This is a genomic window from Pseudomonas capeferrum (genome assembly GCF_000731675.1).
Taxonomy (GTDB): domain Bacteria; phylum Pseudomonadota; class Gammaproteobacteria; order Pseudomonadales; family Pseudomonadaceae; genus Aquipseudomonas; species Aquipseudomonas capeferrum.
Genome location: NZ_JMIT01000003.1, coordinates 373,261 through 397,650, shown reverse-complemented (window position 1 = coordinate 397,650; position 24,390 = coordinate 373,261). Strand labels below are relative to the sequence as shown.

The following is a 24,390-nucleotide window of genomic DNA, read 5'->3' as shown; positions in this document are numbered from 1 at the left end:
TGCTCAAGCCCAACCTCCATGGGCGGTTCCTCTCCACTCATGAGCATGAGGTACAGAGCATGGCCAAAGTGAATGTGAAGAAAAAGGACGACGCCCTGGGCACCCTGGGCGAGGTGCGCGGCTACGCGCGCAAGATCTGGCTGGCAGGTATCGGCGCTTACGCCCGCGTCGGCCAGGAAGGTTCCGAGTACTTCAGCGAGCTGGTCAAGGCCGGCGAAGGCGTTGAAAAACGTGGCAAGAAACGCATCGACAAAGAGCTCGATGCCGCCAATACCCAGATCGACGAAGCGACCCAGGAAGTCAGCCGCGTACGCGGCAAGGTCGAAGTTCAACTGGACAAGATCGAAAAAGCTTTCGACGCACGGGTTGGTCGCGCCTTGAATCGCCTCGGCATTCCGTCTAAACATGACGTTGAGGCGTTGTCCATCAAGCTTGAACAGCTGCACGAGCTGCTTGAGCGCGTCGCGCACAAACCATAAGGAGAGCAGGATGGCTGGCAAGAAGAATTCCGATAAAGAAAGCAGCTCCTGGGTCGGCGGGATCGAGAAATACTCCCGCAAGATCTGGCTGGCCGGGCTGGGTATCTATTCGAAGATCGACCAGGACGGCCCGAAGCTGTTCGACACGTTGGTGAAAGACGGCGAGAAGGCCGAGAAGCAGGCCAGGAAGACCGCTGAAGATGTCGCCGAAACCGCCAAGTCTTCGACCACCTCGCGGGTGTCTGGCGTGAAGGACCGTGCGCTGGGCAAGTGGAGCGAGCTCGAAGAAGCCTTCGACAAGCGCCTGAACAGCGCCATCTCGCGCCTGGGCGTACCTAGCCGCAACGAGATCAAGGCCCTGCACCAGCAGGTAGACAGCCTGACCAAGCAGATCGAGAAGCTGACCGGTGCTTCGGTCACGCCGGTTTCCAAGGCTGCTGCGAGCAAAGCTGCTGCGAGCAAGACTGCGGCCAAGCCGTTGGCCAAGGCGCCTGCCAAACCGGCTGCTAAAACCGCTGCTGCCAAGCCTGCGGCCAAGGTTGCTGCGGCCAAACCCGCGGCCAAACCCGCAGCCAAGGTTGCCGCTGCCAAGCCGGCGGCAAAACCGGCTGCCAAGTCTGTTGCAGCCAAGCCTGCTGCAGCGAAGAAACCTGCGGTGAAGAAGGCCCCGGCCAAACCGGCTGCGGCCAAACCGGCAACACCGGCCACCAGCGCCGCACCCGCTGCCACCGCAGCGCCAGCGCCAAGCGCGGCACCGGCCAGCAATACACCGTCGGCACCGGTGAGCGCAGTTACCGAAGCCTGATACTGCGTGGCTTCTTCGCGGGCTTGCCCCGCGAAGAAGCCACTGCCGATTGAACAGCTTTACCCCTCCAGGTACCTCACCGCCAACTGCTCCGCCGCCGCCCTTGCCGGGGGCTGCAGGTGCGGTGCCACCAGCATCATCACCTGATACACGACAATCCCCACATCCCCCTCGCGCCCCAGCACGCGCTGGTAATCCAGCGAGAACATCAGCGTCAGGGTGATCTGCTCCACCAGTTGCCCCAGTGCCTGGGTCTCGCTTACCACCTGCCCCTGGCCCTTGAGGCTGGCGAGCAACGCGGCAAGGGTGCGCTTGAGCGCGTTGATCAGGCTGCGCATGCCACGGGCCAGCTTGGGCAGGCGCCCGGTCAGGTTCGACAAGTCCTGGAACAGGAAACGGTACTGGGCCATGCGTTCGACGATCAGGTGCAGAAACAGCCAGTAGTCCTCGGCATCCAGGCGCACCTCCAGGGGCGGGTCGAGCAGCGGCATCAGCGCCTCTTCGAAGCGCTCGAACAGGCCCAGCACCACAGGCTCCTTGCCATGGAAGTGGTAGTACAGGTTGCCAGGGCTGATGCCCAGCTCGTTGGCGATCTCCAGGGTCGAGACGTTCGGTTCGCCCTGCTGGTTGAACAGCTGCAGGGCGCATTCAAGGATACGGTCGCGGGTTTTCATCCAGGCGGTGTGCTCATCGGGTCAGGACATAGGTGCCTGGCGCAGGGCCCAGCGGCGGATAGGTTGCATTACCAAGCTCGGTGCGTGGCGCCTTCAGTGGGCCGGAACGGGGTGTGACCCACTCCAGCCACAAGGGCCACCAACTGCCCTCGCTACGTTGGGCGTCGTGGAACCACGCGCGCGGGTCGCTCGACAGCTTGGGGTTGGCCAGGTAATAGGCCTTGGGGTTGCCGGGTGGGTTGATGATGCTCTGGATATGCCCGCTGTTGGCCAGTACAAAGCGCCGTTCGCCGCCCAGCAACAGGGCCGAGCGATACACGGCGTCCCAGGGGGTGATGTGGTCGTTGCTGCCGGCCACGGTGAAGCTGTCGAGGTCGACCTGTTTGAGGTCGATGGGCGTGCCGCAGACTTCCAGGCCCGCCGGGTGGGTCAGTGGGTTGAGCTTGAAGAAGTCGAGCAGGTCGCCATGCAGTGCGGCGGGCAGGCGCGTGCTGTCGGCGTTCCAGTAGAGAATGTCGAAGGCTGGCGGGGTCTTGCCGAGCAGGTAGTTGTTGACCCAGTAGTTCCAGATCAGGTCGTTGGGCCGCATCCAGGCGAAGATGCGCGCCACCTCGGCGCCGTCCAGCACACCGCGCTGGTAGGAGCGGCGCTTGGCCGCCTCGAGGGTCTGCTCGTCGGCGAACAGGCTGGCAGGGCTTTCGAACTTGCTGTCGAGCAGGCTGACCAGGTACGTAGCGCTGCGTACCCGGCGCAGCTGGTGCTTGGCTTGCAGGTGGCCTTGCAGCGCCGCCATGGTCAGGCCGCCGGCGCAGGCGCCCATCAGGTTGGGGTCGCGGTTGCCGCTGATGCTGCGGCAGGCATTGAGCGCTTCTTCCAGGGCCTGAACGTAGCTGGACAGGCCCCACTCGCGGTGCCGTGGATCGGGGTTGCGCCAGCTGACCATGAACACCTGCAGGCCATTCTTGAGCATGTACTGGACGAAACTGTTGGTCGCGCTCAGGTCGAAGATGTAGAACTTGTTGATTTGCGGCGGCACCACCAGCAGGGGGCGGGTGTGCTGCTTTTCACTCATCGGCTGGTACTGGATCAGCTCCAGCAACTCGTTGCGAAACACCACGGCGCCTGGGGTTGCCGCCACATTGCCGCCCACCTCGAAGGCGCGCTCGTCGACCTGGCGAGGCAGGCCGTCGTTGTGGCGCAGATCGTCGAGTAGGTGCGCGGCGCCACGCAGCAGGCTCTGGCCGCCGGTATTGAGCAGCTCCTTCACCGCCAGCGGGTTGAGCAGCGAGTTGCTGGGCGCCAGGGCGTCGTTGATCAGGGTGAACAGGAACTGCGCACGGGCCCGGTCATCGGCGTCCAGGTGGCTTTCCTCGATCCACAGGCGGGTCTGCTTCTGCCAGGCCAGGTAGGCTTGCAGGCCACGCCGGTACAGCGGGTTCTGGCTCCATGTCGGGTCGCTGAAGCGCGTGTCGCGCGGGTTTGGCTGGTAGGGCGTGTCGCCGAGCATCACCCGGCCGAGTTGGCCGCTCAGGGCCAGCAGGTGGCGGGCGGTGTGCAGCGGGTTACGCAGCCCGTGGCGGCCGACGCTGCGCAGGGTGGATATCAAATCGCGGCCGCGCAGGCCGAGCATGGCGTTCTGCACGTTCATGCTGGTGGCGGGAAGCGTTGGCGTTCCTTTGGCCGGTTTGTCTTTCATGGCAACACTCCCTGGTCTTGACCCTTGCGCCTGATGCCCATCGCAGGCAAAACCGCGCCTACACGCCCGAAGCCGGGCGAGGGTGCATGACTGCGCGCTGACGCTCTTGCTGAAGGAACTTCATGATGATCGGGGCGACGGCCTCGGCCCGGGTGATCAGAAACAGATGGCCGTCGTCGATAATGTGTAGCTGGGCATTGGGAATCCGCCAGGCCAGCAGGCGCATGTTGATCAGCGGGATCAACGGGTCGTCATCGCCTGCCAGCACCAGCGTGGGCTGTTGGATCTTGTGCAGCCAGTGAATGCTGGTCCAGCCTAGCCCTGCGAACAGTTGCCAGTAGTAGCCCAGCTTGCCGCCGGAACGCACCTTGGATGCGTGGTGCATGGCCAGGTCCGGGTCGCGGCGAAAGCCGCCGCCGTAGATCAGCGGGGCGATGCGGATCACATGGGAGGGCTGGATGTAGCGCCGGGGGCTGGCCATCATCCACAGCACCTTGGGCTTGCCCGGCACCATTACCGCGCCCGCAGCCGTGGCTGCCAGCACCAGCTTCTTGCAGCGCTCGGGGTAGTCGTGGGCGAATTGCTGGGCCAGCGCGCCGCCCCAGGACACGCCAATCACATTGACCTGGCCATAATCGAGGTAGTCGAGCATGCGTGCCGTCAGCTTGGCCAACCCCGGAAAGCGGTAGGGCTGGCGCGGCGTGGACGAGCCGCCCACGCCCGGTACGTCGAAGGCGATGACTTCCAGGTCCGGGTCCAGTGCTTCGATGAACGGGAACACCAGCTCCAGGTTGGCGCCGATGCCGTTGAAGATCAGCAGCGGCGTCAAATGCGGCTTGCCAGGGCGCACGGCAGTGCGGATGGACTGCTGGTCCAGTTCGACGGTCCTGAAGATATAGGGTTGCGGCATGCGCGTGGCTCTGTGGTGAAGTAAACACCGTGGTCACCCGCAGGTGGCCACGGCGCTGCAACTCAACGTTCGTGAACGTAGGTGCCCGGTGATGCCTCGCCTGCGGCATAGGCGCGGTTGCCGAGGCGGGTCGGCGCTTTTTTCAGCTCGCCGGCACGCTCGCCCAGCCAGCTCTGCCAGTGCAGCCACCACGAGTCGGCATGCTTGGTGGCGTTCTCCTGCCAGGCCGCCGCGTCGCCCGGGCGATCGGCGCCGGTCATGAAGCGTGCCTTGGGGTTGCCCGGCGGGTTGAGGATGCTCTGGATATGGCCGCTGTTGGACAACACGAACTCGATCTTGCCGCCAAACAGGTGCGCCGAGCGGTAGCAGGATGGCCACGGGGTGATGTGGTCGTTGGTGCCAGCAAGGCTGTAGATGTCGCACGTGACCTGCTTCAGGTCGATCGGGGTGCCGCACACTTCCAGTGCACCGGGGCGGGTCAGCGGGTTACTTTTGAACATCTCGATCAGGTCGCCATGGAAGGCGGCCGGCAGGCGCGTGGTGTCGTTGTTCCAGAACAGGATGTCGAACACCGGTGGCTCGTTGCCCAGCAGGTAGTTGTTGACCCAGTAGTTCCAAATCAGGTCATTGGGGCGCATCCAGGCGAACACCTTGGCCATCTCGCTGCCTTCCAGCACGCCGGCCTGGTAGGAGTGGCGCTTGGCGGCTTCGAGGGTCTGCTCGTCGACAAACAGCGCGACTTGGGTGTCCATTGTGGTGTCCAGCACGCTCACCAGCAGGGTCAGGGCATTGACCTTCTTCTCGCCAAGGGCGGCGTAATGGCCCACCAGCGCGGTGCAGGTGATGCCGCCGGAGCAGGCGCCGAGCATGTTCAGGTCTTTGCTGCCGGTAATCGCCAGCACCGCGTCGACCGCTTCCTTGAGCGCATCGATGTAGGTCGAAAGGCCCCATTCACGCTGGGCCTTGGTCGGGTTGCGCCAGCTGATGATGAAGGTCTGCTGCTGGGCGCGCAGGCAGAAGCGCGCCAGGCTCTTTTCCGGGCTCAGGTCGAATACATAGAACTTGTTGATCTGTGGCGGCACCACCAGCAGCGGCCGCGCATGCACCTGTTCGGTGATGGGGCTGTACTGGATCAGCTCGAGCACGTCGTTGCGGTACACCACGGCGCCGTCGCTGGTGCCCAGGTTCTTGCCCACCTCGAAGGCGTCCATGTTGACCTGACTGGGCATGCCACCGTTGTTGACCATGTCCTTGGCCATGTTGGACAGGCCATCGAGCAGGCTCTTGCCACCGGTTTCGAAGAAGCGTTTGACCGCCGCCGGGTTGGACAAGGTGTTGGTCGGCGCCATGGCTTCGGTCATCAGGTTGATGACGAACTGGCCACGGCTGATGTCCTGGGGCGACAGGTCGCTGCTGCCGATCCATTCGTGCAGTTCTTTGCGCCAGGCCAGGTAGGTTTGCAGGTAGCGGCGGTAAAGGGGGTTGTTGCTCCAGGCGGGGTCGTTGAAGCGACGGTCGTCGCTTTCGGGCGTCAGGCTGGACTTGCCCAGCAGCACGTTCTTCAGCTCCAGGCCGAAGTGCGCCACGTGCTTGGCGCTGTGCAGCGGTTGGCGCACGGCCTGGCGCAGCACGGTGCGTGCCGAACTCAGCAGGTCCTTGCGGCGGATGCCGATGACCGGGTTCAGCCCCAGGGTGTTCTCCGAGGCCTGCCGCTGCAACTCATCGTTGTTCTTGTTACTCATCTACGACGCTCCGTTGTCCAGAGACGAGTACCGGTTGCCTGTGGCGGGGTGCACAGTCCAGAGCCCGGTACTGCTACTCGGGTGACCAGTGATAAGGAACAGCGGTGCTGCGGGCCGGTTGCATGGGGTGATGAGCTGCGGGGAGTTCTGCGTGTGAAGACAGCCTGCTTTCGCTCGCGACCTCTACATACCGGCCTGGTCCTGGTTGCCTTGAAGACAATGCAGGGACCTTGCCAGCTCCATTGGTTACCCGACTTTCATGTAATGCGCAAGACAGCTCGTCACTGAGCTGTCTGTAGGGCATTCAAGCAGATGAGATTAGAAAATGCGCTCTAAACCGCAGGCGGCTTGAGCTAGAGCATGAGTTTCACAACGGATTCGGCCGGATCGCGGGACTTTCCGGCCTGATGCAACGCGTCGAGGTACTCGGCCCACAGTTGCGCCTGGCGCAGGCACAGCTGTTCCAGGTACTCCCAGGTGAACAGGCCGCTGTCATGGCCGTCGTCGAAGGTCAGTTTCAGTGCATATTGGCCGGCGGGTTCGAGGCCGGCGAGGCCGACGTTGATCTTGCCGACTTGCAGGATGGGGTTGCCGTGGCCTTGGACCTCGGCGGAAGGCGAGTGCACGCGCAGGAATTCGGCGGGCAGGTGGTAGACCTCGTCTGGGCCGTAGGTCAGGCTCAAGGTCTTGGAGGCTTTGTGCAGGTTGATGGCGGTGGGCAGGCGGGCCATGGGTTGAATCTCTTCTGAGCGATAAGCTACAAGCTTCAAGCTACAAGAAGTGATATTCAAGCCATCGCGGAAAAATCATGTCTCGCGGTGCTGCAAGCGACACTGAACAGCTTGTCGCTTGCAGCTCAAGGCTTGCCGCTTACAGGATGTAGCGCGACAGGTCTTCGTTCTGCGCCAGCTCACCCAGGTGGCTGTTCACATACCCGGCATCGATCTGGATCGGCGCTTCGTCGTGCGTGCTGGCCAGGTCACCGGCACTGAACGACACCTCTTCGAGCAGGCGCTCGAGCAGGGTGTGCAGGCGGCGGGCACCGATGTTCTCGGTCTTCTCGTTGACCTGGTAGGCAATTTCGGCCAGGCGCTTGATACCGTCGGTGAGGAACTCGATGTTCAGCCCTTCGGTCTTGAGCAACGCCTGGTACTGCTCGGTCAGCGAAGCGTGCGGTTCTTGCAGGATGCGCTCGAAGTCTTCCGGGGTCAGAGCCTTGAGTTCGACACGGATCGGCAAACGGCCCTGCAGCTCAGGCACCAGGTCGCTCGGTTTGCTCAGGTGGAACGCACCCGAAGCGATGAACAGGATATGGTCGGTCTTGACCATGCCCAGTTTGGTGTTGACGGTGCAGCCTTCGATCAGCGGCAGCAGGTCGCGCTGAACGCCCTCGCGGGACACATCGGCGCCGCCGACGTTGCCGCGCTTGGCCACTTTGTCGATTTCGTCGATGAACACGATACCGTGCTGTTCAACCGCTTCCAGGGCCTTGGCCTTGAGCTCTTCTTCGTTGACCAGGCGGCCCGCTTCTTCCTCGCGGACCATCTTCAGCGCTTCCTTGACCTTGAGCTTGCGCGCCTTGCGCTTGCCCTTGCCCATGTTGGCGAACAGGTTCTGCAACTGGTTGGTCATCTCTTCCATGCCAGGCGGCGCGGCAATCTCGACGCCCACGGCATCCGCCACTTCGATCTCGATTTCCTTGTCGTCCAGCTGGCCTTCGCGCAGGCGCTTGCGGAACAGTTGGCGAGTGTTTGAATCGCTGCTGGTCTGCGCGGCTTCCTCGCTGAAATTGGTGACCCGCGCCTGCGGCAGCAGCGCGTCGAGGATGCGGTCTTCGGCGGCGTCTTCGGCGCGGTGGCGCACGCGGATGATCTCCTGCTCGCGGAGCATCTTCAGCGCGGCATCGGCCAGGTCGCGGATGATCGATTCGACGTCACGGCCCACATAGCCGACTTCGGTGAACTTGGTCGCTTCGACCTTGATGAACGGCGCGTTGGCCAGCTTGGCCAGGCGGCGGGCGATTTCGGTCTTGCCGACACCGGTCGGGCCGATCATCAGGATGTTCTTCGGCGTCACCTCGGCACGCAGCTCGGCCGGCAGCTGCATGCGCCGCCAGCGGTTGCGCAGGGCGATGGCCACGGCGCGCTTGGCGTCGTCCTGGCCGATGATGTGGCGGTTCAGTTCGTGAACGATTTCGCGGGGGGTCATGGACATGATGAAAATGGTCCTCGAGCAGAGCAATCAGTGTGGAAAAGTCCCGCCGCGGGCGGGACGCCAAAACAACTGATCAGTCGGCCAGGTCCTGCTCCTCGATGGTCAGGTTATGGTTGGTGAACACGCAGATGTCACCAGCGATGTTCAGGGCAGTCTCGGCGATTTCGCGGGCCGAGAGGTCGGTCTTGTTCAGCAGGGCACGGGCTGCTGCCTGGGCGTAGGCGCCACCGGAACCCATGGCGATCAGGCCGTCTTCGGGTTCGACCACATCGCCGTTGCCGGTGATGATCAGCGAGGCGTCCTTGTTGGCCACGGCCAGCATGGCCTCCAGACGGCTCAGGGAGCGGTCGGTACGCCATTCCTTGGCCAGCTCGACGGCGGCACGGACCAGGTGGCCCTGGTGTTTTTCCAGTTGCCCTTCAAAACGCTCGAACAGGGTGAACGCATCGGCGGTGGCGCCGGCGAACCCGGCAATGACCTGGCCGTGGTACAGGCGACGGACCTTTTTGGCGTTGCCTTTCATCACGGTGTTGCCGAGGGAAACCTGGCCGTCGCCGCCCATGACGACTTTGCCGTTACGGCGGACAGAAACGATGGTGGTCAAGGGGAGAGTCTCCACGCAGCGGGGCGAAAGTGCCTGATGCAGACTCATATGGGGGTGGGGGGAAGGATTTCAACCATTAGCGACCAGCTGCAAGCTGCAAGCTGCAAGAAAAAGCGCGTCGGCGCCATGCCTGCTTTTTCTTGTGGCTTGCAGCTTGAGGCTTACAGCTGGTGGTCAGGCTTCGTGGCAGACGTGCCCATCGACCAAGGTATAACGCACCGCCCCTGGCAGGCAGTGGCCGATGAACGGGCAGTTCTCGCCACGCGAGAGCCATTGCTCGCCGGCGACCGTCGAGGCTTTCGGGTCGAACAGCACCAAATCCGCTGCGCCACCGACCTTCAGCTCACCTGCCGGCAGGCGCATGGCGGCAGCCGGGCCGCTGCTCAGGCGCGCGAGCAAGGTCGGCAGGTCGAGCAGGCCGTCCTCGACCAGGGTCATGGCCAGTGGCAGCAGCACTTCGACGCTGCTGATACCCGGCTCCGTGGCGCCGAACGGGGCCAGCTTGGCATCGCGCTCATGGGGCTGGTGATGGCTGGAAATCGCCTGGATCACGCCCGACTTGACCGCCGCGCGCAGGTCGTCACGGTCGGCGGCGGTGCGCAGCGGTGGCTGCACGTGGTACAGGCTGGAGAACTCGCGCAGCGACTGGTCGGTGAGAATCAGCTGATACAGCGCCACGTCGGCGGTAACCGGCAGGCCCAGCTCCTGCGCCTGGGCGATCAGCCGCGCGCCGCGGGCACTGGTGATCTGGGTGAAGTGCGCGCGCACGCCGGACTGTTCGACCAGCAGCAGGTTGCGTGCCAGGGCCACGGTCTCGGCAGTCTCGGGGATGCCGGGCAGGCCGAGGAAGCTGGCCATTGCGCCCTCATGGGCCAGGCCGCCCTGGGACAGGTCACGGTCCTGGGAGTGGAACACCACGGTCAGGTCGAACGTGGCGGCGTACTCCAGGGCACGGGCCAGGGTGCGGTTGTTGGGGATTTCCTTGAGGCCATTGCCGAAGGCCACGCAACCGGTGTCGCGCAGGGCCACCAGCTCGGCCAGCTGTTCGCCTTCCAGGCCCTTGGTCAGGGCGCCGATCGGGTAGACCTTGCTGTTGCCGGCTTCGCGGGCGCGGTCGAGGATCAGCTCGGCCACGGCCGAGGTGTCCAGTACCGGTTTGGTCTGCGGTGGGCAGCACAGGCTGGTCACGCCACCGGCCACGGCGGCGCGGGTTTCGCTGGCGATGCTGCCCTTGCGGCTGTAGCCCGGCTCGCGCAGGGCCACGTCGAGGTCGACCAGGCCAGGTGCTGCGATCAGGCCCTCGGCCTGGATCGTGCGGCTGGCGCTGAAACCGGCCGGTGCCGCGCCGATCGCGGCAATGCGGCCGCCATCCAGGTGCAGGTCGGTGACCTGGTCCAGGCCGCTGTTGGGGTCGATGACCCGGGCGCCAAGAATGCTGATGCTCACAGGGCGTTCTCCTGGTCGAGTTGGCGTTGCGTGTTTTGCCCGCTCATGGCCATGGACAGCACGGCCATGCGCACGGCGATGCCGTACGTCACTTGGTTGAGGATCACCGAGTGCTTGCCGTCGGCCACCGCCGATTCGATCTCCACGCCGCGGTTGATCGGGCCAGGGTGCATGACGATGGCATCGGGCTTGGCGCCGGCCAGGCGCGCGGTGGTCAGGCCGAACAGGCGGTAGAACTCGCCCTCGCTGGGCAGCAGGCCGCCGGCCATGCGCTCACGCTGCAGGCGCAGCATGATCACCACATCGACGTCTTTGAGGCCTTCGGCGAGGTCGGTGTACACCTTCACGCCGTATTGCTCGATGCCGATCGGGATCAGGGTTTTCGGGCCGATCACGCGGATGTCCGGGCAGCCCAGCGCCTTGAGCGCGAGCATGTCGGAGCGGGCCACGCGCGAATGCAGGATGTCGCCGACGATGGCCACGGAGAGGTTCTCGAAGCTGCCCTTGTGCCGGCGGATGGCCAGCATGTCGAGCATGCCCTGGGTCGGGTGCGCATGGCGGCCATCGCCGCCGTTGATCACGGCAACGTCAGGGCACACGTGTTCGGCGATGAAGTGCGCGGCGCCCGAGTCGGAATGGCGCACGACGAACATGTCGGCGGCCATCGCTTCCAGGTTGCGCAGGGTGTCGAACAGGGTTTCGCCCTTGCTGGTCGAGGAGGTCGACACGTTGAGGCTGATCACGTCGGCCGACAGGCGCTGCGCGGCCAGTTCGAAGGTGGTACGGGTGCGGGTCGAGTTTTCGAAGAACACGTTGCACACGGTCTTGCCGCGCAGCAACGGGACTTTTTTCACGGCCCGGGCACCGACTTCCAGGAAGGAGTCGGCGGTGTCGAGGATCTCGGTCAGCAGTTCGCGGGGCAAACCGTCGAGCGAGAGAAAGTGGCGCAGCTGGCCCTGATCATTGAGCTGCAGCGGGCGCTTGGCGTCGATTGGCGTCATCGCGGGGGACTCTTAAAGGGCGGAAGCGGAGGCGAGGTCCTGTCGCTCGAGGGCGAGCGGTGCGGGTCCGGTCAATTTTACCCGTTCATGGGCCGCCAGCGACAGGGTGGCACCGAGCACATTGGGACGAATCGGCAGTTCACCGGCGTCAAGGTCGAGCAGGCAGACCAGGGTGACGCTGGCCGGACGGCCGTAATCGAACAGTTCGTTGAGCGCGGCGCGAATGGTGCGGCCGCTCATCAGCACGTCGTCGATCAGCACCAGGTGCTGGCCTTCGATTTCGAATGGCAGGTCGGACGGGCGCACCTGCGGGTGCAGGCCGTTCTGGCTGAAGTCATCACGGTAGAACGACACATCCAGGGTGCCCATGGGGCTGGTATCGCCCATTTCTTCCTGCAGCGCCTGGGCGACCCAGACGCCGCCCGTGCGGATGCCGATGAAGCGCGGCTCGGTGATAGCACGGCGGGCCAGGTGGGCGCGAAGGTCGACAGCCATCTGCCGGATCAGATCGGCGGGATTGGGTAGGCTCATTGCGTGCTCCTCGGGGGCCGCCGGCTTGGCCCGGCGGCAAAGATGATCAGGTGTTGGCCTCCAGCCAGCCTTGCAGCAGCAGGGCGGCGGCAATGGCGTCGACCGGGTTGTCGCGGTAGCTGCCGCGCTGGCCGCCTCGGCTCAGGCGTTCGCCCTTGGCCTCGAAGGTAGTCAGGCGTTCGTCGTGGGTGTGCACGGGCAGGTTGAAGCGGCCGTTCAGGCGCCGGGCGAACTTCTCGGCGCGCGCGCTCATTTCACTCGGCGTGCCGTCCATGTTCAACGGCAGGCCGACGACGATGGCGTCGGGTTTCCATTCGGCGACCAGTTTTTCCACCTGGGCCCAGTCCGGCACACCGTTTTGCGCCTTCAGGGTGCACAGCTCGCGGGCTTGGCCCGTGATGACCTGGCCAACGGCCACGCCGATCTGTTTGGTGCCGTAGTCAAAGCCCAGCAGCAGGCGTAGTTCGGCCATCAGGCGTGGCCCGCCTGGCTGGTCAGCAGGCTGAGGTTGATGCCAAGGCTGGCGGCCGCGGCGTTCAGGCGCTGGTCGCTGGCAAGGCCGAAGATGATGTCGGCGTCGAACGGGCAGTTGAGCCAGGCATTGTCGGCCAGCTCCGCTTCCAGTTGGCCTGCTTCCCAGCCGGCGTAGCCCAGGGTGATCAGGCTGTTTTGCGGCCCGACGCCTTCGGCGATGGCAAACAGCACATCCTGCGAGGTGGACAACGACAGGCCCTGCAGCTCGACGGTGGCCTGGTAGGTGCACTCGCTGGAGTGCAGCACGAAACCGCGATCGGTCTGCACCGGGCCACCTTGGTAGATCGGCACGTGCAAGGTGCTGGCCGGCGGTTCGTCGTCCGGGCGCAACTGCTCGAGGATGTCGCCCAGGTTGAGCTCCTGCGGTCGGTTGACCACCAGGCCCATGGCGCCATTGGCGTTGTGCTCGACGATGTACGTGAGGGTCTGGGCAAAGTTCGGATCGGCCATGTGTGGCATGGCGATCAGGAACTGATGCTTGAGGTAGCTCGGGGCGAGGGTTTTCATGGGGGATAGTGTGGCGCCAGGTGGCGAGGCTGACAAGGTGGTTTGTGTCGCCTGTGCTTGCTCCGCGCAAGGGCCGGCACAGGCGTAAATCAATTACTGGACAACCGGTCCCCACGGGCAAACCGCCAGGTACGAATGATCTCCAGCCGGTCATATTCGGCCAGGTCGCCGGTAAAAGGCGCAAACGGCGCCGCCAGCCTGACGATGCGTTGCGCGGCCTGGTCCAGCACCGCTTGCCCGGACGACTCCAGCACCAGCACCTCGTAGAGCGAGCCATCGCGGTTGATCGACACCATCATGCGCAGGTTGCCGTAGATTTGCTGGCGCCGCGCTTCGTCGGGGTAATTCAGGTTGCCCACCCGCTCAACCTTCTTGCGCCACTCTTCCTTGTACCAGGCGCCCTTGTCGCGCATGGTCGAGGCCGCATTGAGGCGATGGATGCGCGGGCGCTTGGCGTACAACTGCTGTTCGTTGGACAGCTCCGCTTCAAGGCTGGCGATCTGGCTGGATAGCTGCGAGCTGTCGAAATCGGGCGTCGGCGTTGCCGGCTTGGGCTGCGCCTTGCTTTCCTTGGGCTTGGGCTCGACTTTATGAGGCTTGGCGGCCTGGGTCACCACCGCCGACTTCTCGGGCGTGGGCGGCGGCACCACTTCGGGCCTGGCTGCAGGCGGCGGCGTGACCTTGTTGATCTTGCTGTCCTGGAAGGGGGCGACCTCGGTGGTCTTGGGCACCGCCTTCTTCTCCAGGGTACCGCTGCCTTGCTGGTTGTCCTGGGCCTGGTAGTCAGCCTTCTCGGGCGCTTTCTCGCTTTTGAAGGTGGCCAGGGTGATGTCCATGGTGTGGCGGATTTCGGCAGGTTTGACCACGCTGAAGCCGACCCCAAGGATCAGCGCCAGGTGCACCAGGGCAGCCAGAAACAAGGTAAAGCCAAGCCGGTCCACCGGGCGAACGCGGGGTGGCAGCAGGTCGGAGGGGATGTCAGCGGGCAGCGTCATCAGGTATCCAGCAACCGCAGGGCGGGGCAGCGGGTCAGGTAAAAGGGACCCGCATCATACCCCACTCTGGGTTTATGCCGCGCGTTGCCGGTCAGCGCGCCTTCAGCTGGCGATCAATGGCGTCCATCAATTGCCCGCCGATATCGGTGCCGAAGGCGTTGTCGATCTCGCGGATGCAGGTCGGGCTGGTGACGTTGATTTCGGTGAGGTAGTCGCCAATCACGTCCAGGCCGACGAACAGCAGGCCTTTCTCGCGCAAGGTCGGGCCGACCTGGGCTGCGATCCAGCGGTCACGCTCGCTCAGCGGGCGCGCTTCGCCACGGCCACCGGCGGCCAGGTTGCCACGGGTTTCGCCGCTGGCCGGGATGCGCGCCAGGCAGTAGGGCACCGGCTCGCCGTCGATCATCAGGATGCGCTTGTCGCCGTCCTTGATCGCCGGCAGGTAGGCCTGCGCCATGATCTGCTGCGCGCCCAGCGCGGTCAGGGTTTCGAGGATCACCGACAGGTTGGGGTCGCCGACCCGGTGGCGGAAGATCGAGGTGCCGCCCATGCCGTCCAGCGGCTTGAGGATTACATCGCCATGCTGGGCGGCGAACTCACGAATGATGTCCGGGCGGCGGCTGACCAGAGTCGGTGGCGTGCACTGCGGGAACAGCGTAGCGAACAGCTTTTCGTTGCAGTCGCGCAGGCTTTGCGGGCGGTTGACCACCAGCACGCCGTCGGCCTCGGCCTGCTCCAGCAGGTAGGTGCTGTAGACGAACTCCATGTCGAACGGTGGGTCCTTGCGCATCAGGATCACGTCCAGCTCGGCCAGGGTGCTGTCCTGCTCCTCGCCCAGTTCGTACCAGCGAGCCGGGTCGGCGAATACCTTCAGTGGGCGCATCCGCGCACGCGCTTTGCCTTCGCCCTGGTACAGGTCGCGCTGTTCCATGTAGAACAGGCTCCAGCCGCGTGCCTGGGCGGCCAGCAGCATGGCCAGCGAACTGTCCTTCTTGTAGGAGATGGACGCGATGGGGTCCATGACAATGCCGAGGCGAACGCTCATGGGTGGTTCCTCTTTGGCGGCGTGCAGCCGCGATGGATCGAAAGAAAAGTGGCTCAGGGTGGCGCCGGGAGCGCCGATGGTCAAGGGGCGCAGCAGATGGAATGGCCACCCGGAGTATGCTAAAAATGCAGCTGCAAGCCTTAAGCTACGAGCCTCAAGAAAAGAGCATCCATGCGCCGAGCCGCTGTTCTTGTAGCTTGCCGCTTGCAACTTGCAGCTTCATTTCTATTGGTAGGCGTCTATGGAACAACCCCTGAAGGTGATGGTGATCGACGACTCACGCACGATCCGCCGTACCGCGCAGATGTTGCTCGGCGAAGCGGGTTGCGAGGTGATTACCGCCAGCGATGGCTTCGATGCCCTGTCCAAGATCGTCGACCACCAGCCACAGATCATCTTCGTCGATGTGCTGATGCCGCGCCTGGACGGTTACCAGACCTGCGCCGTGATCAAGCACAACAGTGCCTTCAAGGACATACCGGTGATTCTCCTGTCGTCGCGCGACGGCCTGTTCGACAAGGCCCGCGGGCGGGTGGTGGGGTCCGACCAGTTCCTCACCAAGCCGTTCAGCAAGGAAGAACTGCTCGATGCGATCAGGGCCCATGTGCCCGGTTTTGCCGAACACCAACAACACGCACCCTGACCGCGTCCGCCATGGCGCGGTCTTTCTTTCCTGATGGGGAAACAGCATGGCCCGAGTTCTGATTGTCGACGACTCGCCGACAGAGATGTACAGATTGACCGAATGGCTGGAAAAGCACGGTTACGAGGTGCTCAAGGCCAACAACGGTGCCGACGGCGTGGCCCTGGCGCGTCAGGAAAAGCCCGACGCGGTGCTGATGGACATCGTCATGCCCGGCATGAACGGCTTCCAGGCCACCCGCCAGTTGAGCAAAGACTTGGAAACCAGTGCCATCCCGGTGATCGTGGTCACCACCAAGGACCAGGAAACCGACCGCATCTGGGCCACCCGCCAGGGCGCTCGCGACTTTTTGACCAAACCGGTCGAAGAGGACGCGCTGATCGCCAAGCTCAACGCAGTGCTGGGGGGTTGACCACCCGCCCGCAGGGCGCGTCGCTGACCGCCTTCGAGTTGTTGCTGGACATCGACCGGCGCTGCCGCCTGCTGGTGGCGGACCAACCCCCGCAGGACACCCGCCTGCAGCAGTGGAGCGGGATCGGCTTTCGCATTGCCGGGCAATGGTTCGTCGCGCCCATGGGCGAAGTCGCCGAAGTGCTGCGCGAGCCGCGCAGCAGCCGTGTGCCGGGGGTGCAACCCTGGGTCTGCGGGGTGGCCAACCTGCGCGGGCGGTTGTTGCCGGTCATGGACCTGAGCAGTTTCTTCGGGCTCGGCCCGGCGGCGCCCGGCAAGCAGCGGCGGGTGCTGGTGCTCGACCACGAAGACTTGTTCGTCGGCCTGCTGGTGGACGAGGTGCTGGGCCTGCAGCACTTTGCCCTGAGCAGCCTGGAACTGTCACCGCCGCAGCCATTGATCCGCGCGGCTGCCCGCTTCGTGCAGGGGCACTTCCCGCGTGAACGCAACTGGGCGATCTTCAGCCCCTTCGCCCTGGCCCAGGCGCCGGGCTTTCTCGATGTGGCGTTATAGGACCTGCGAACGTGAACAACCCCGCCACCCGTGCTACCGCAACGCCCATGGCTCCGCGCACGCGCAGCATCGCGCAGATCACCGTGCTGTTTCTGATCCTGATCCTGTCGATCATCCTGCTGTTCGCCAATTTTGCCTACCTGAGCACCCAGTCCAACTACGACAAGCAGTACATCGGCCATGCCGGCGAGCTTCGCGTGTTGTCCCAGCGCATTGCCAAGAACGCCACCGAGGCGGCGGCCGGCAAGGCCTTGGCGTTCAAGCTGCTGTCGGATGCACGCAACGATTTCGAACGGCGCTGGAGCTACCTGCGTGAAGGCGACAAGTCCACCGGCCTGCCGGCGGCGCCAGTCACGGTGCGCGATGAGATGGAGGCGGTGCGCCAGGACTGGGAGAACCTGCGCAAGAACACCGATACCATTCTGGCCAGTGAGCAGACGGTGTTGTCCCTGCACCAGGTGGCCGCGACCCTTGCCGAGACCGTGCCGCAATTGCAGGTCGAATACGAAAAAGTGGTCGAGATCCTGCTGCAGAGCGGCGCCCCGGCCAACCAGGTGGTGGTGGCCCAGCGTCAGTTACTGCTGGCCGAACGCATCCTCGGCTCGGTCAATACCGTGCTGGCCGGTGATGACACCGCGGCCCAGGCCGCCGACGCCTTCGGCCGCGATGCCGGGCGCTTTGGCCAGGTGCTCGAGGGCATGCTCGGCGGCAACCCGGCCATCCAGGTGACCCGCGTCGAGGACGCCGATGCGCGGGCGCGGCTGGCCGAAATCGCCGAGCTGTTCCAGTTCGTCGCAGGCTCGGTTGACGAAATCCTCGAAACATCGCCTGAGCTGTTCCGCGTGCGCGAAGCGGCGGGCAACATCTTCAGCCTGTCGCAGACCCTGCTCGATGAGGCCTCGCACTTGGCCAACAGCTTCGAGAACCTGGCCGGCGGGCGCACCCTCGATACCGTCGGTGGCTACGCCCTGGGCCTGTTGGCGCTGGCCTCGATCATCCTGATCGGCCTGGTCATGGTGCGCACCACCAACCGGCAGTTGCGCGAGACGGCGGAAAAAAACGAACGCAACCAGCAGGCGATCATGCGCCTGCTCGACGAAATCGAAGAGCTGGCCGATGGCGACCTGACCGTGACCGTGTCGGTTACCGAGGACTTCACTGGCGCCATCGCCGACTCGATCAACTATTCGGTCGACCAGCTACGCGACCTGGTCGCCACCATCAACCACAGCGCCGTACAGGTGGCCGCTGCCGTGCAGGACACGCAGAACACCGCCCGCCAGCTGGCCAAGGCGTCCGAACACCAGGCCGAGCAGATCAGCGAGGCGTCCGAGGCGGTGGGCGACATGGTCGAGTCGATCGACCGGGTTTCGGCGCATGCGTACGAGTCGGCCAAGGTGGCCGAGCGCTCGGTGGCGATTGCCAACAAGGGCAACGAGGTGGTGCACAACACCATCAACGGTATGGACAACATTCGCGAGCAGATCCAGGACACCGCCAAACGGATCAAGCGCCTGGGGGAATCTTCCCAGGAGATCGGCGACATCGTCAGCCTGATCGACGACATTGCCGACCAGACCAATATCCTCGCCCTCAACGCGGCGATCCAGGCGTCGCTGGCCGGTGAAGCCGGGCGCGGGTTTGCGGTGGTTGCCGACGAGGTGCAGCGGCTGGCCGAACGGTCGTCGTCGGCCACGCGACAGATCGAAGCGCTGGTACGGACCATTCAGGCCGATACCAACGAGGCGGTGATCTCCATGGAGCAGACCACCGCCGAAGTGGTACGCGGCGCGCGCCTGGCCCAGGATGCCGGGGTGGCGCTGGCGGAAATCGAAGGGGTGTCACAGACCCTGGCCGAACTGATCCACAGTATTTCCGACGCGGCCCAGTTGCAGACGTCCTCTGCCGGGCAGATTTCCCACACCATGGCGGTCATCCAGCAGATCACCGCACAGACATCGGCAGGGTCTGGCGCCACGGCCGACAGCATCCGCCACCTGGCACGCATGGCCAGCGAAATGCGCCGGTCGGTCTCTGGTTTTACCCTGCCGGCACCCGCCGAGCCGCGCTGAGGAATGCCCATGGCTTCTGCTGCTGTAAGCCCCGAGCGCCACGAAACGGTAGCGCTGGCCTGGACCAAGGCCGCCATCCTCGACTGCCTGGGCCAGGCGCGACAGGCCCTGGAGCGCTTTGCCGGCGAGCCGGGCGACTTGTCCATGCTGGCGTTCGTGGTCGACAACCTGCACCAGGTGCACGGTTGCCTGCGCATGCTCGAACTGCGCGGCGCGACGCGCCTGGCCGAAGAGCTGGAGCTGTTCGCCCGGGCCTTGGCCGAGGGTCAAGTCAGCCCTCGGGGTGACTGCCTGGGGGCATTGTTCCGAGGCCTGGAGCAACTGCCGTCGTACCTGGAGCGGCTGCGCGGCGCCCGCCACGACCTGCCGTTGGTGATGCTGCCGTTGCTCAACCAACTGCGCGCCTGCCGTGGCGTGGAGCCCCTGGCCCAGGCCAGCCTGATCAGCGGCACGGCGCAGCGCTTTGCCGGTTCCGACGATTTGGCCAACCTCGACCTGTCGCTGGGCAACTGGCGGGAGCAGATGCAGGCCGGGCCCGGTCGCGATGCCTTGCGCTCGGTGGTGAGCGCGCTGTGCGACGACCTGATGCGTATCAAGGAGCGCCTGGACCAGTTCGTGCGTGGCGGCCTGCCGCACAGTGAACAATCGCAAGCCTTGCTCGCCCCCTTGCGCCATGTCGCCGACACCCTGGCGGTACTGGGCTTCCAGCAGCCGCGGCGGGTGATCATCGACCAGGTGCTGGCGCTGCAGGCCCTGGCACCGGGCGAGGGCTCGGTGGATGACGCGGTATTGATGGATGTGGCGGGTGCCCTGTTGTATGTGGAGGCGACGCTCAATGGCATGGTCGGCCCGCTGGAAGAAAGCGGCCAGGGCGGCATGCCGGGCTCGGACCTGGCCGAGATCCGCCAGTTGGTGCTGAGCGAGTCGCTGGCGGTCTTGCAGCAGGCCAAGGACTTGATCGGTGATTGCCTGGAGTCCGATTGGCCGCGGCAACGCCTGCAGCCGCTGCCGGGGTTGCTGCAGCAGGTGCGCGGGGCGTTGGCGATGCTGATGCTGCCCGGGCCAGCCGAGGTCTTTGCCGGGTGCGCGAGCTACGTGCAGCGCTGGTTGCAGCACCTGGACGTCGAACCACCGGCCGATGAGCTGGCACACCTGGCCGACGCCCTGAGCGCTGCCGAGTGCTATCTGCAATGGCGGGTGGCCGACCCGCTGGCCGATGGCCAGCCCTTCATCGACATGGCGCGTGTCAGCCTGGCGGCGCTGGGCGTGACGTGCCTGGTCAGCGAAACGGGCCTCGGCCTGGACGACAACGGCGACGGCATCGATGACGAGCTGCGCGAAGTGTTCCTGGAAGAAGCGGGTGAGCTGCTGCCGGAAATCGAACGCCACTGGTTGCGCTGGCGAGCCGACAACCAGCAGCGCGATGCCTTGCTGGAGGTGCGCCGCGCGCTGCATACGCTCAAGGGCAGCGGCCGAATGGTGCATGCCGAGGCGGTGGCGGAACTGGCCTGGGGCGCGGAGCACTTGCTCAACCGCATGCTCGAAGGCCGTATCGTGCTTACCCCGGAAGGGGTGGTGGCCTTGCAGCAGGCGTTCGTGCACCTTCCGGACCTGTTGTCCGACTTTGCTGCCGGGCAGTTGCCGCAACTGACCGAAATCGAGCAACTGGCCGGGCATCTGCACGCGCTGGCCGAAAACGATGCGCCACCCGCCGCCGACATCGATGGCCTCGACCCACAATTGCTGGATATCTTCCGCAACGAGGCGCACGGCCACCTGGACAGCCTTGAGGCATTTTTGCAGGGCGCCGAAGGCCAGGACACGCCGGTCAGCGACAGCCTGCAGCGTGCCCTGCATACGCTCAAGGGCAGTGCTGCGATGGCCGGGGTGATGCCGGTCGCCGAGCTGGCCACCGCGTTCGACCGCCTGGCGCGCGAGTACAAGGGCCACCAGTTGCCCCTGCAAGTGGCCGAGCTCGAATGGCTGGAAGCGGGGCGTTCACTGTTCCACTTGGGGCTGGCACAACTGGACAGCACGCCGCTGGCGGCCATCCCCGGCGCTGGCGATTTGATCGAACAGGTCGGCCAGGCGGTGGATGTGCGCCTGGCCAGCCTGCATGAAGATGCCCAGCATGCGCGGCGCAGCAAGCGCGACCCGCAGCAGACCGCCAGCTTCCTGGCCCAGGCCATGGACATTCTGCTCGACGCCGAGTCGTTGCTGTCGCGTTGGCAGGAGCAGCCGGGCCAACGCGGGCCCCTGGATACCCTGCTCGATGAGCTGACCAGCCTTGGCCATGCGGCGCACCTGGCCGACCTGTGGCAGATGGACGACGTCTGCGAGGCCCTGCTCGATGTCTATGGCGCCGTGGAGGAGGGCAGCCTGGCCGCCGACCCGCGCTTTTTCGCCCACGCGCAATCGGGCCACGAAGCCCTGCTCGACATGCTCGACGAAGTGGCCGCAGGGCAAGAAATTTCGTCCCGGCCAGCACTGGTCGACAGCTTGCGCAGCCTGTTGGCGCAGGCCCTGGCCCCGGACGCCACCGGCCTGGTAGGTATCGATTCGGTCACGCCGCTGCACCCCGACATGGAGCTTGGCTTGGGGCTGTCGCGCCCTGCGTTGCTGCCGGCTGCAGGCGACGTGTCGGCCGAGGAGCCTGACAGCCCAGGCGACAAGGAGCTGCTGGACGTCTTCCTGGAAGAAAGCTCGGACATCGTCGAGAGCGCTGCGGCGGCCTTGGCGCGCTGGCAGGCTGACCCGCGCAACAGCGTCGAGGTGGAAAACCTGCTGCGCGACCTGCACACCCTCAAAGGGGGCGCGCGCATGGTCGAGATCGCCGCCATCGGCGACCTGGCCCACGAACTGGAATTTCTGTACGAACTGCTCGCCGCCGGCCGCCTGCCGCCGAGCCCGCCCCTGTTTGCCCTGTTGCAGAATTGCCATGACCGCCTGGCGCACATGCTCGATGCCGTGCGCCTGGGGCAGCCGCTGCACGCGGCCACGGCGCTGATCGACTACATCCGCAACTTCAGCAGCGCGGCCCTGACCGACAGCGCCGCGGGCCAGGGGCCGCAGGAGGCTACGGCCCTCGAGGCGCCCGTGGCGGCACCGGAGCGGGTGGCGGGTGACATGGTCAAGGTCGATGCCGAACTGCTCGACGACCTGGGCAACCTGGCCGGTGAGCATTCGGTCATCCGTGGCCGCATCGAGCAGCAGGTCAACGATGCCCAATTCACCCTCAACGAAATGGAAACCACCCTGGAGCGCATGCGCGACCAGCTGCTGCGCCTGGACGTCGAGACCCAGGGGCGAATCTCCAGCCGGCAGGCGTTCGAGGGCGACGCCTACGACGACTTCGACCCGCTGGAAATGGACCGCCACTCGCAGTTGCAGCAGCTGTCACGGGCCTTGTTCGAGTCGGCGTCCGACCTGCTCGACCTGAAGGAAACCCTGGCCCAGCGGGCACAGGAGGCCTATAGCCTGTTGCAGCAGCAGGCGCGGGTGAACAGCCAGTTGCAAGAAGGCCTGACCGCCACCCTGATGGTGCCGTTCGAACGCTTGGTGCCGCGCTTGCAGCGCGTGGTGCGCCAGGTTGCCAGTGAGCTGGGCAAGCAGGTCGAGCTGGTGGTCGGCAATGCCGAGGGCGAGCTGGACCGCAGCGTGCTCGAACGCATGGTGGCGCCCCTGGAGCACATGCTGCGCAACGCTGTAGACCATGGCCTGGAAAGCCGCGAAGCGCGCCTGGCGGCGGGTAAGCCGGAGCACGGCACGATTCACCTGAACCTGTTGCACGAAGGCGCCGACATTGTCATCGAGATGACCGACGACGGCGCCGGCGTGCCGTTGGAGGCGGTGCGGCGCAAGGCGATCAAGCGTGGCCTGCTGGACCCGCAGGCGCACTTGAGCGACCACGAGGTGTTGCAGTTCATTCTGCGCCCCGGTTTCTCCACCGCCGAGAAGATCACCCAGATCTCCGGGCGTGGCCTGGGCATGGACGTGGTGCACGAAGAGGTCAAACAGTTGGGCGGCTCGATGACCATCGAGTCGGCCCAGGGCAAGGGCGCGCGCTTTTTGATCCGGCTGCCGTTCACCGTGTCGATCAACCGTGCGCTGATGGTGCACCTGGGCGAGGACCAATACGCGATCCCGCTCAATACCATCGAGGGCATCGTCCGCGTGCCGCCGGCGGAGCTGGCGGCCTGTTACCAGCTGGATACCCCGCAGTACGTCTACGCGGGCCACACCTACGCGTTGCGCTACCTGGGTGAGCTGCTGCAAGGGTTGCCACGGCCCAGCCTGCTTGGCCAGAGCGTGCCGCTGCCAGTGCTGCTGGTGCATTCCCAGGAACAGTCGTTCGCGATCCAGGCCGACAGCCTGTCGCCTAGCCGCGAGATCGTGGTGAAGAGCCTCGGCCCACAATTCGCCGCGGTTGCCGGGTTGTCTGGGGCGACCTTGCTGGGTGACGGCCGGGTGGTGCTGATTCTCGACCTGCTTGGCCAGTTGCGTGGTCAGCAAAGGCGCCTGGCGCGCCTGCCGGGTGGTGGCGACGCGCAGCGCCAGCTGTTCGGCCCGGCGCCGCGACGGGCACTGCTGGTGATGGTGGTGGACGATTCGGTGACGGTACGCAAGGTCACCAGCCGGCTGCTGGAGCGTCATGGCATGAACGTACTGACGGCCAAGGACGGGGTCGATGCCATGGCGCAGCTGGAAGAGCATCGCCCCGATGTGTTGCTGCTGGATATCGAGATGCCGCGCATGGACGGTTTCGAGGTGGCCACGCGCATCCGCCGTGACGAGCGCCTGAAGGGCTTGCCGATCATCATGATTACCTCACGCACAGGGCAGAAGCACCGCGACCGTGCCATGGCCATCGGTGTCAACGAGTACCTGGGCAAGCCTTATCAAGAGTCTGTGTTGTTGCAGAGCATCGCCCATTGGAGCCAGGCCCATGCTTGAACTTATCTCCAGCCAGCGCAGCAGCCTGACCGGCCTGTTGCTGCCCTTGGGCGACCGGACTTTGGTCTTGCCCAATGTTGCCGTGGCCGAACTGATCGCCCAGCGCAACCTGCTGTGTCAGCGTGGCGAGCCTGCCTGGCACCTGGGCTGGATAGACTGGCGCCAGCAACGGTTGCCGCTGATCGGTTTCGAGGCGGCGTGCGGGGGGGATACCCCGTGTGGTGAGCGGGCACGTATCGTGGTGCTCAATGCGCTGGGCGATACCGGGCTGCGTTACCTGGCGGTACTGCTGCAGGACATCCCGCGTTCGTGCAAGCTCGACAGCCAGCTCAATTACGTGGACGTGGCGCTGGGCAGCCTGGAGTTGGCAGCGGTGCAGGTGGGCGAGCAGGTGGCGCGGGTGCCGGACCTGGTGGCGCTGGAGCGCTTGGTGCGTGACGCGCAATTGCAACCTGAGCCTGGATAATAGGGCGTTTGATCGGGCCTCTTCGCGGGGCAAGCCCGCGCCCACAGGCACAGCATTTTGTCCAACCTGAGGGAGCGGCTTGCCCCGCGAAGAGGGACGAACGGAACACC

The 24,390-nt window shown here is 65.1% G+C and carries 22 protein-coding genes; 8 read left to right on the top strand and 14 right to left on the bottom strand.

Annotated features, from left to right (window positions below):
• Nucleotides 1-59 precede the first annotated feature (59 nt).
• Entirely contained in the window at nucleotides 60-479 is a 420-nt protein-coding gene (locus tag PC358_RS19470) for a phasin family protein (RefSeq protein WP_033701928.1), read from the top strand.
• Nucleotides 480-489: 10 nt separating this feature from the next.
• Nucleotides 490-1,284, top strand: a complete 795-nt coding sequence (locus PC358_RS19465; protein ID WP_033701927.1) for a phasin family protein — start codon at nucleotides 490-492, stop codon at nucleotides 1,282-1,284.
• A 59-nt stretch (nucleotides 1,285-1,343) separates the two neighbouring features.
• Here PC358_RS19465 and PC358_RS19460 read toward each other — a convergent pair whose 3' ends face one another.
• The 14 genes from PC358_RS19460 to gshB form a co-directional block, all read right to left on the bottom strand.
• Nucleotides 1,344-1,958, bottom strand: coding sequence for a TetR/AcrR family transcriptional regulator (locus PC358_RS19460; protein ID WP_033701926.1), 615 nt, complete (start codon nucleotides 1,956-1,958; stop codon nucleotides 1,344-1,346).
• Nucleotides 1,959-1,971: 13 nt separating this feature from the next.
• A complete protein-coding gene (phaC, locus tag PC358_RS19455) occupies nucleotides 1,972-3,654 on the bottom strand; it encodes a class II poly(R)-hydroxyalkanoic acid synthase (protein WP_033701924.1) in 1,683 nt (560 codons plus the stop codon).
• A 58-nt stretch (nucleotides 3,655-3,712) separates the two neighbouring features.
• Entirely contained in the window at nucleotides 3,713-4,564 is an 852-nt protein-coding gene (phaZ, locus tag PC358_RS19450; protein WP_033701923.1) for a poly(3-hydroxyalkanoate) depolymerase, read from the bottom strand.
• A gap of 62 nt (nucleotides 4,565-4,626) precedes the next feature.
• On the bottom strand, nucleotides 4,627-6,306 hold the full coding sequence (phaC, locus tag PC358_RS19445) for a class II poly(R)-hydroxyalkanoic acid synthase (RefSeq protein WP_033701922.1): 1,680 nt from the start codon (nucleotides 6,304-6,306) through the stop codon (nucleotides 4,627-4,629).
• Between the two features lie 353 nt (nucleotides 6,307-6,659).
• Nucleotides 6,660-7,037, bottom strand: a complete 378-nt coding sequence (locus PC358_RS19440) for a gamma-butyrobetaine hydroxylase family protein (RefSeq protein WP_033701921.1) — start codon at nucleotides 7,035-7,037, stop codon at nucleotides 6,660-6,662.
• Between the two features lie 139 nt (nucleotides 7,038-7,176).
• Nucleotides 7,177-8,520: an ATP-dependent protease ATPase subunit HslU gene (gene hslU, locus PC358_RS19435; protein WP_033701920.1), complete on the bottom strand. Its 1,344-nt coding sequence runs from the start codon at nucleotides 8,518-8,520 to the stop codon at nucleotides 7,177-7,179.
• A gap of 73 nt (nucleotides 8,521-8,593) precedes the next feature.
• Nucleotides 8,594-9,124: an ATP-dependent protease subunit HslV gene (gene hslV, locus PC358_RS19430; RefSeq protein ID WP_003249309.1), complete on the bottom strand. Its 531-nt coding sequence runs from the start codon at nucleotides 9,122-9,124 to the stop codon at nucleotides 8,594-8,596.
• A gap of 174 nt (nucleotides 9,125-9,298) precedes the next feature.
• On the bottom strand, nucleotides 9,299-10,570 hold the full coding sequence (locus tag PC358_RS19425; protein WP_033701919.1) for a dihydroorotase: 1,272 nt from the start codon (nucleotides 10,568-10,570) through the stop codon (nucleotides 9,299-9,301).
• Nucleotides 10,567-11,571 (bottom strand): aspartate carbamoyltransferase catalytic subunit, encoded by a 1,005-nt coding sequence (locus tag PC358_RS19420; protein ID WP_033701918.1) that lies wholly within the window; start codon nucleotides 11,569-11,571, stop codon nucleotides 10,567-10,569. The genes PC358_RS19425 and PC358_RS19420 overlap by 4 nt, the downstream gene beginning before the upstream one ends.
• A gap of 12 nt (nucleotides 11,572-11,583) precedes the next feature.
• Nucleotides 11,584-12,102: a bifunctional pyr operon transcriptional regulator/uracil phosphoribosyltransferase PyrR gene (gene pyrR, locus PC358_RS19415; protein ID WP_033701917.1), complete on the bottom strand. Its 519-nt coding sequence runs from the start codon at nucleotides 12,100-12,102 to the stop codon at nucleotides 11,584-11,586.
• A gap of 46 nt (nucleotides 12,103-12,148) precedes the next feature.
• A complete protein-coding gene (ruvX, locus tag PC358_RS19410; protein WP_033701916.1) occupies nucleotides 12,149-12,574 on the bottom strand; it encodes a Holliday junction resolvase RuvX in 426 nt (141 codons plus the stop codon).
• Entirely contained in the window at nucleotides 12,574-13,143 is a 570-nt protein-coding gene (locus PC358_RS19405) for a YqgE/AlgH family protein (RefSeq protein ID WP_033701915.1), read from the bottom strand. Before PC358_RS19405 ends, ruvX begins: the two co-directional genes overlap by 1 nt.
• Nucleotides 13,144-13,232: 89 nt before the next feature.
• Entirely contained in the window at nucleotides 13,233-14,138 is a 906-nt protein-coding gene (locus tag PC358_RS19400) for an energy transducer TonB (protein WP_033701914.1), read from the bottom strand.
• Between the two features lie 91 nt (nucleotides 14,139-14,229).
• On the bottom strand, nucleotides 14,230-15,183 hold the full coding sequence (gene gshB / locus PC358_RS19395) for a glutathione synthase (protein ID WP_033701913.1): 954 nt from the start codon (nucleotides 15,181-15,183) through the stop codon (nucleotides 14,230-14,232).
• Between the two features lie 241 nt (nucleotides 15,184-15,424).
• On the opposite strand from gshB, the gene PC358_RS19390 reads away from it, so the two are divergent.
• The 6 genes from PC358_RS19390 to PC358_RS19365 are packed head-to-tail and all read left to right on the top strand — an operon-like array spanning nucleotide 15,425 to nucleotide 24,280.
• Nucleotides 15,425-15,826, top strand: coding sequence for a response regulator (locus PC358_RS19390; RefSeq protein WP_033701912.1), 402 nt, complete (start codon nucleotides 15,425-15,427; stop codon nucleotides 15,824-15,826).
• 46 nt (nucleotides 15,827-15,872) lie between these two features.
• Nucleotides 15,873-16,238 (top strand): twitching motility response regulator PilH, encoded by a 366-nt coding sequence (gene pilH, locus PC358_RS19385; protein ID WP_033701911.1) that lies wholly within the window; start codon nucleotides 15,873-15,875, stop codon nucleotides 16,236-16,238.
• Nucleotides 16,235-16,789: a chemotaxis protein CheW gene (locus tag PC358_RS19380; protein WP_033701910.1), complete on the top strand. Its 555-nt coding sequence runs from the start codon at nucleotides 16,235-16,237 to the stop codon at nucleotides 16,787-16,789. The genes pilH and PC358_RS19380 overlap by 4 nt, the downstream gene beginning before the upstream one ends.
• Before the next feature lie 47 nt (nucleotides 16,790-16,836).
• A complete protein-coding gene (locus tag PC358_RS19375) occupies nucleotides 16,837-18,861 on the top strand; it encodes a methyl-accepting chemotaxis protein (protein ID WP_156310511.1) in 2,025 nt (674 codons plus the stop codon).
• A gap of 9 nt (nucleotides 18,862-18,870) precedes the next feature.
• A complete protein-coding gene (locus PC358_RS19370; protein WP_033701908.1) occupies nucleotides 18,871-23,814 on the top strand; it encodes a hybrid sensor histidine kinase/response regulator in 4,944 nt (1,647 codons plus the stop codon).
• Nucleotides 23,807-24,280 (top strand): chemotaxis protein CheW, encoded by a 474-nt coding sequence (locus PC358_RS19365; RefSeq protein WP_033701907.1) that lies wholly within the window; start codon nucleotides 23,807-23,809, stop codon nucleotides 24,278-24,280. The genes PC358_RS19370 and PC358_RS19365 overlap by 8 nt, the downstream gene beginning before the upstream one ends.
• Nucleotides 24,281-24,390 lie beyond the last annotated feature (110 nt).

Excerpts from the sequence above, each read along its gene's own strand:
- PC358_RS19470 (WP_033701928.1), top strand. The coding sequence starts at position 60 with ATGGCCAAAGTGAATGTGAAGAAAAAGGACGACGCCCTGGGCACCCTG.
- PC358_RS19465 (WP_033701927.1), top strand. The coding sequence starts at position 490 with ATGGCTGGCAAGAAGAATTCCGATAAAGAAAGCAGCTCCTGGGTCGGC.
- PC358_RS19460 (WP_033701926.1), bottom strand. The coding sequence starts at position 1,958 with ATGAAAACCCGCGACCGTATCCTTGAATGCGCCCTGCAGCTGTTCAAC.
- phaC (WP_033701924.1), bottom strand. The coding sequence starts at position 3,654 with ATGAAAGACAAACCGGCCAAAGGAACGCCAACGCTTCCCGCCACCAGC.
- phaZ (WP_033701923.1), bottom strand. The coding sequence starts at position 4,564 with ATGCCGCAACCCTATATCTTCAGGACCGTCGAACTGGACCAGCAGTCC.
- phaC (WP_033701922.1), bottom strand. The coding sequence starts at position 6,306 with ATGAGTAACAAGAACAACGATGAGTTGCAGCGGCAGGCCTCGGAGAAC.
- PC358_RS19440 (WP_033701921.1), bottom strand. The coding sequence starts at position 7,037 with ATGGCCCGCCTGCCCACCGCCATCAACCTGCACAAAGCCTCCAAGACC.
- hslU (WP_033701920.1), bottom strand. The coding sequence starts at position 8,520 with ATGTCCATGACCCCCCGCGAAATCGTTCACGAACTGAACCGCCACATC.
- PC358_RS19420 (WP_033701918.1), bottom strand. The coding sequence starts at position 11,571 with ATGACGCCAATCGACGCCAAGCGCCCGCTGCAGCTCAATGATCAGGGC.
- pyrR (WP_033701917.1), bottom strand. The coding sequence starts at position 12,102 with ATGAGCCTACCCAATCCCGCCGATCTGATCCGGCAGATGGCTGTCGAC.
- ruvX (WP_033701916.1), bottom strand. The coding sequence starts at position 12,574 with ATGGCCGAACTACGCCTGCTGCTGGGCTTTGACTACGGCACCAAACAG.
- PC358_RS19405 (WP_033701915.1), bottom strand. The coding sequence starts at position 13,143 with ATGAAAACCCTCGCCCCGAGCTACCTCAAGCATCAGTTCCTGATCGCC.
- PC358_RS19400 (WP_033701914.1), bottom strand. The coding sequence starts at position 14,138 with ATGACGCTGCCCGCTGACATCCCCTCCGACCTGCTGCCACCCCGCGTT.
- gshB (WP_033701913.1), bottom strand. The coding sequence starts at position 15,183 with ATGAGCGTTCGCCTCGGCATTGTCATGGACCCCATCGCGTCCATCTCC.
- PC358_RS19390 (WP_033701912.1), top strand. The coding sequence starts at position 15,425 with ATGGAACAACCCCTGAAGGTGATGGTGATCGACGACTCACGCACGATC.
- pilH (WP_033701911.1), top strand. The coding sequence starts at position 15,873 with ATGGCCCGAGTTCTGATTGTCGACGACTCGCCGACAGAGATGTACAGA.
- PC358_RS19375 (WP_156310511.1), top strand. The coding sequence starts at position 16,837 with ATGGCTCCGCGCACGCGCAGCATCGCGCAGATCACCGTGCTGTTTCTG.
- PC358_RS19370 (WP_033701908.1), top strand. The coding sequence starts at position 18,871 with ATGGCTTCTGCTGCTGTAAGCCCCGAGCGCCACGAAACGGTAGCGCTG.
- PC358_RS19365 (WP_033701907.1), top strand. The coding sequence starts at position 23,807 with ATGCTTGAACTTATCTCCAGCCAGCGCAGCAGCCTGACCGGCCTGTTG.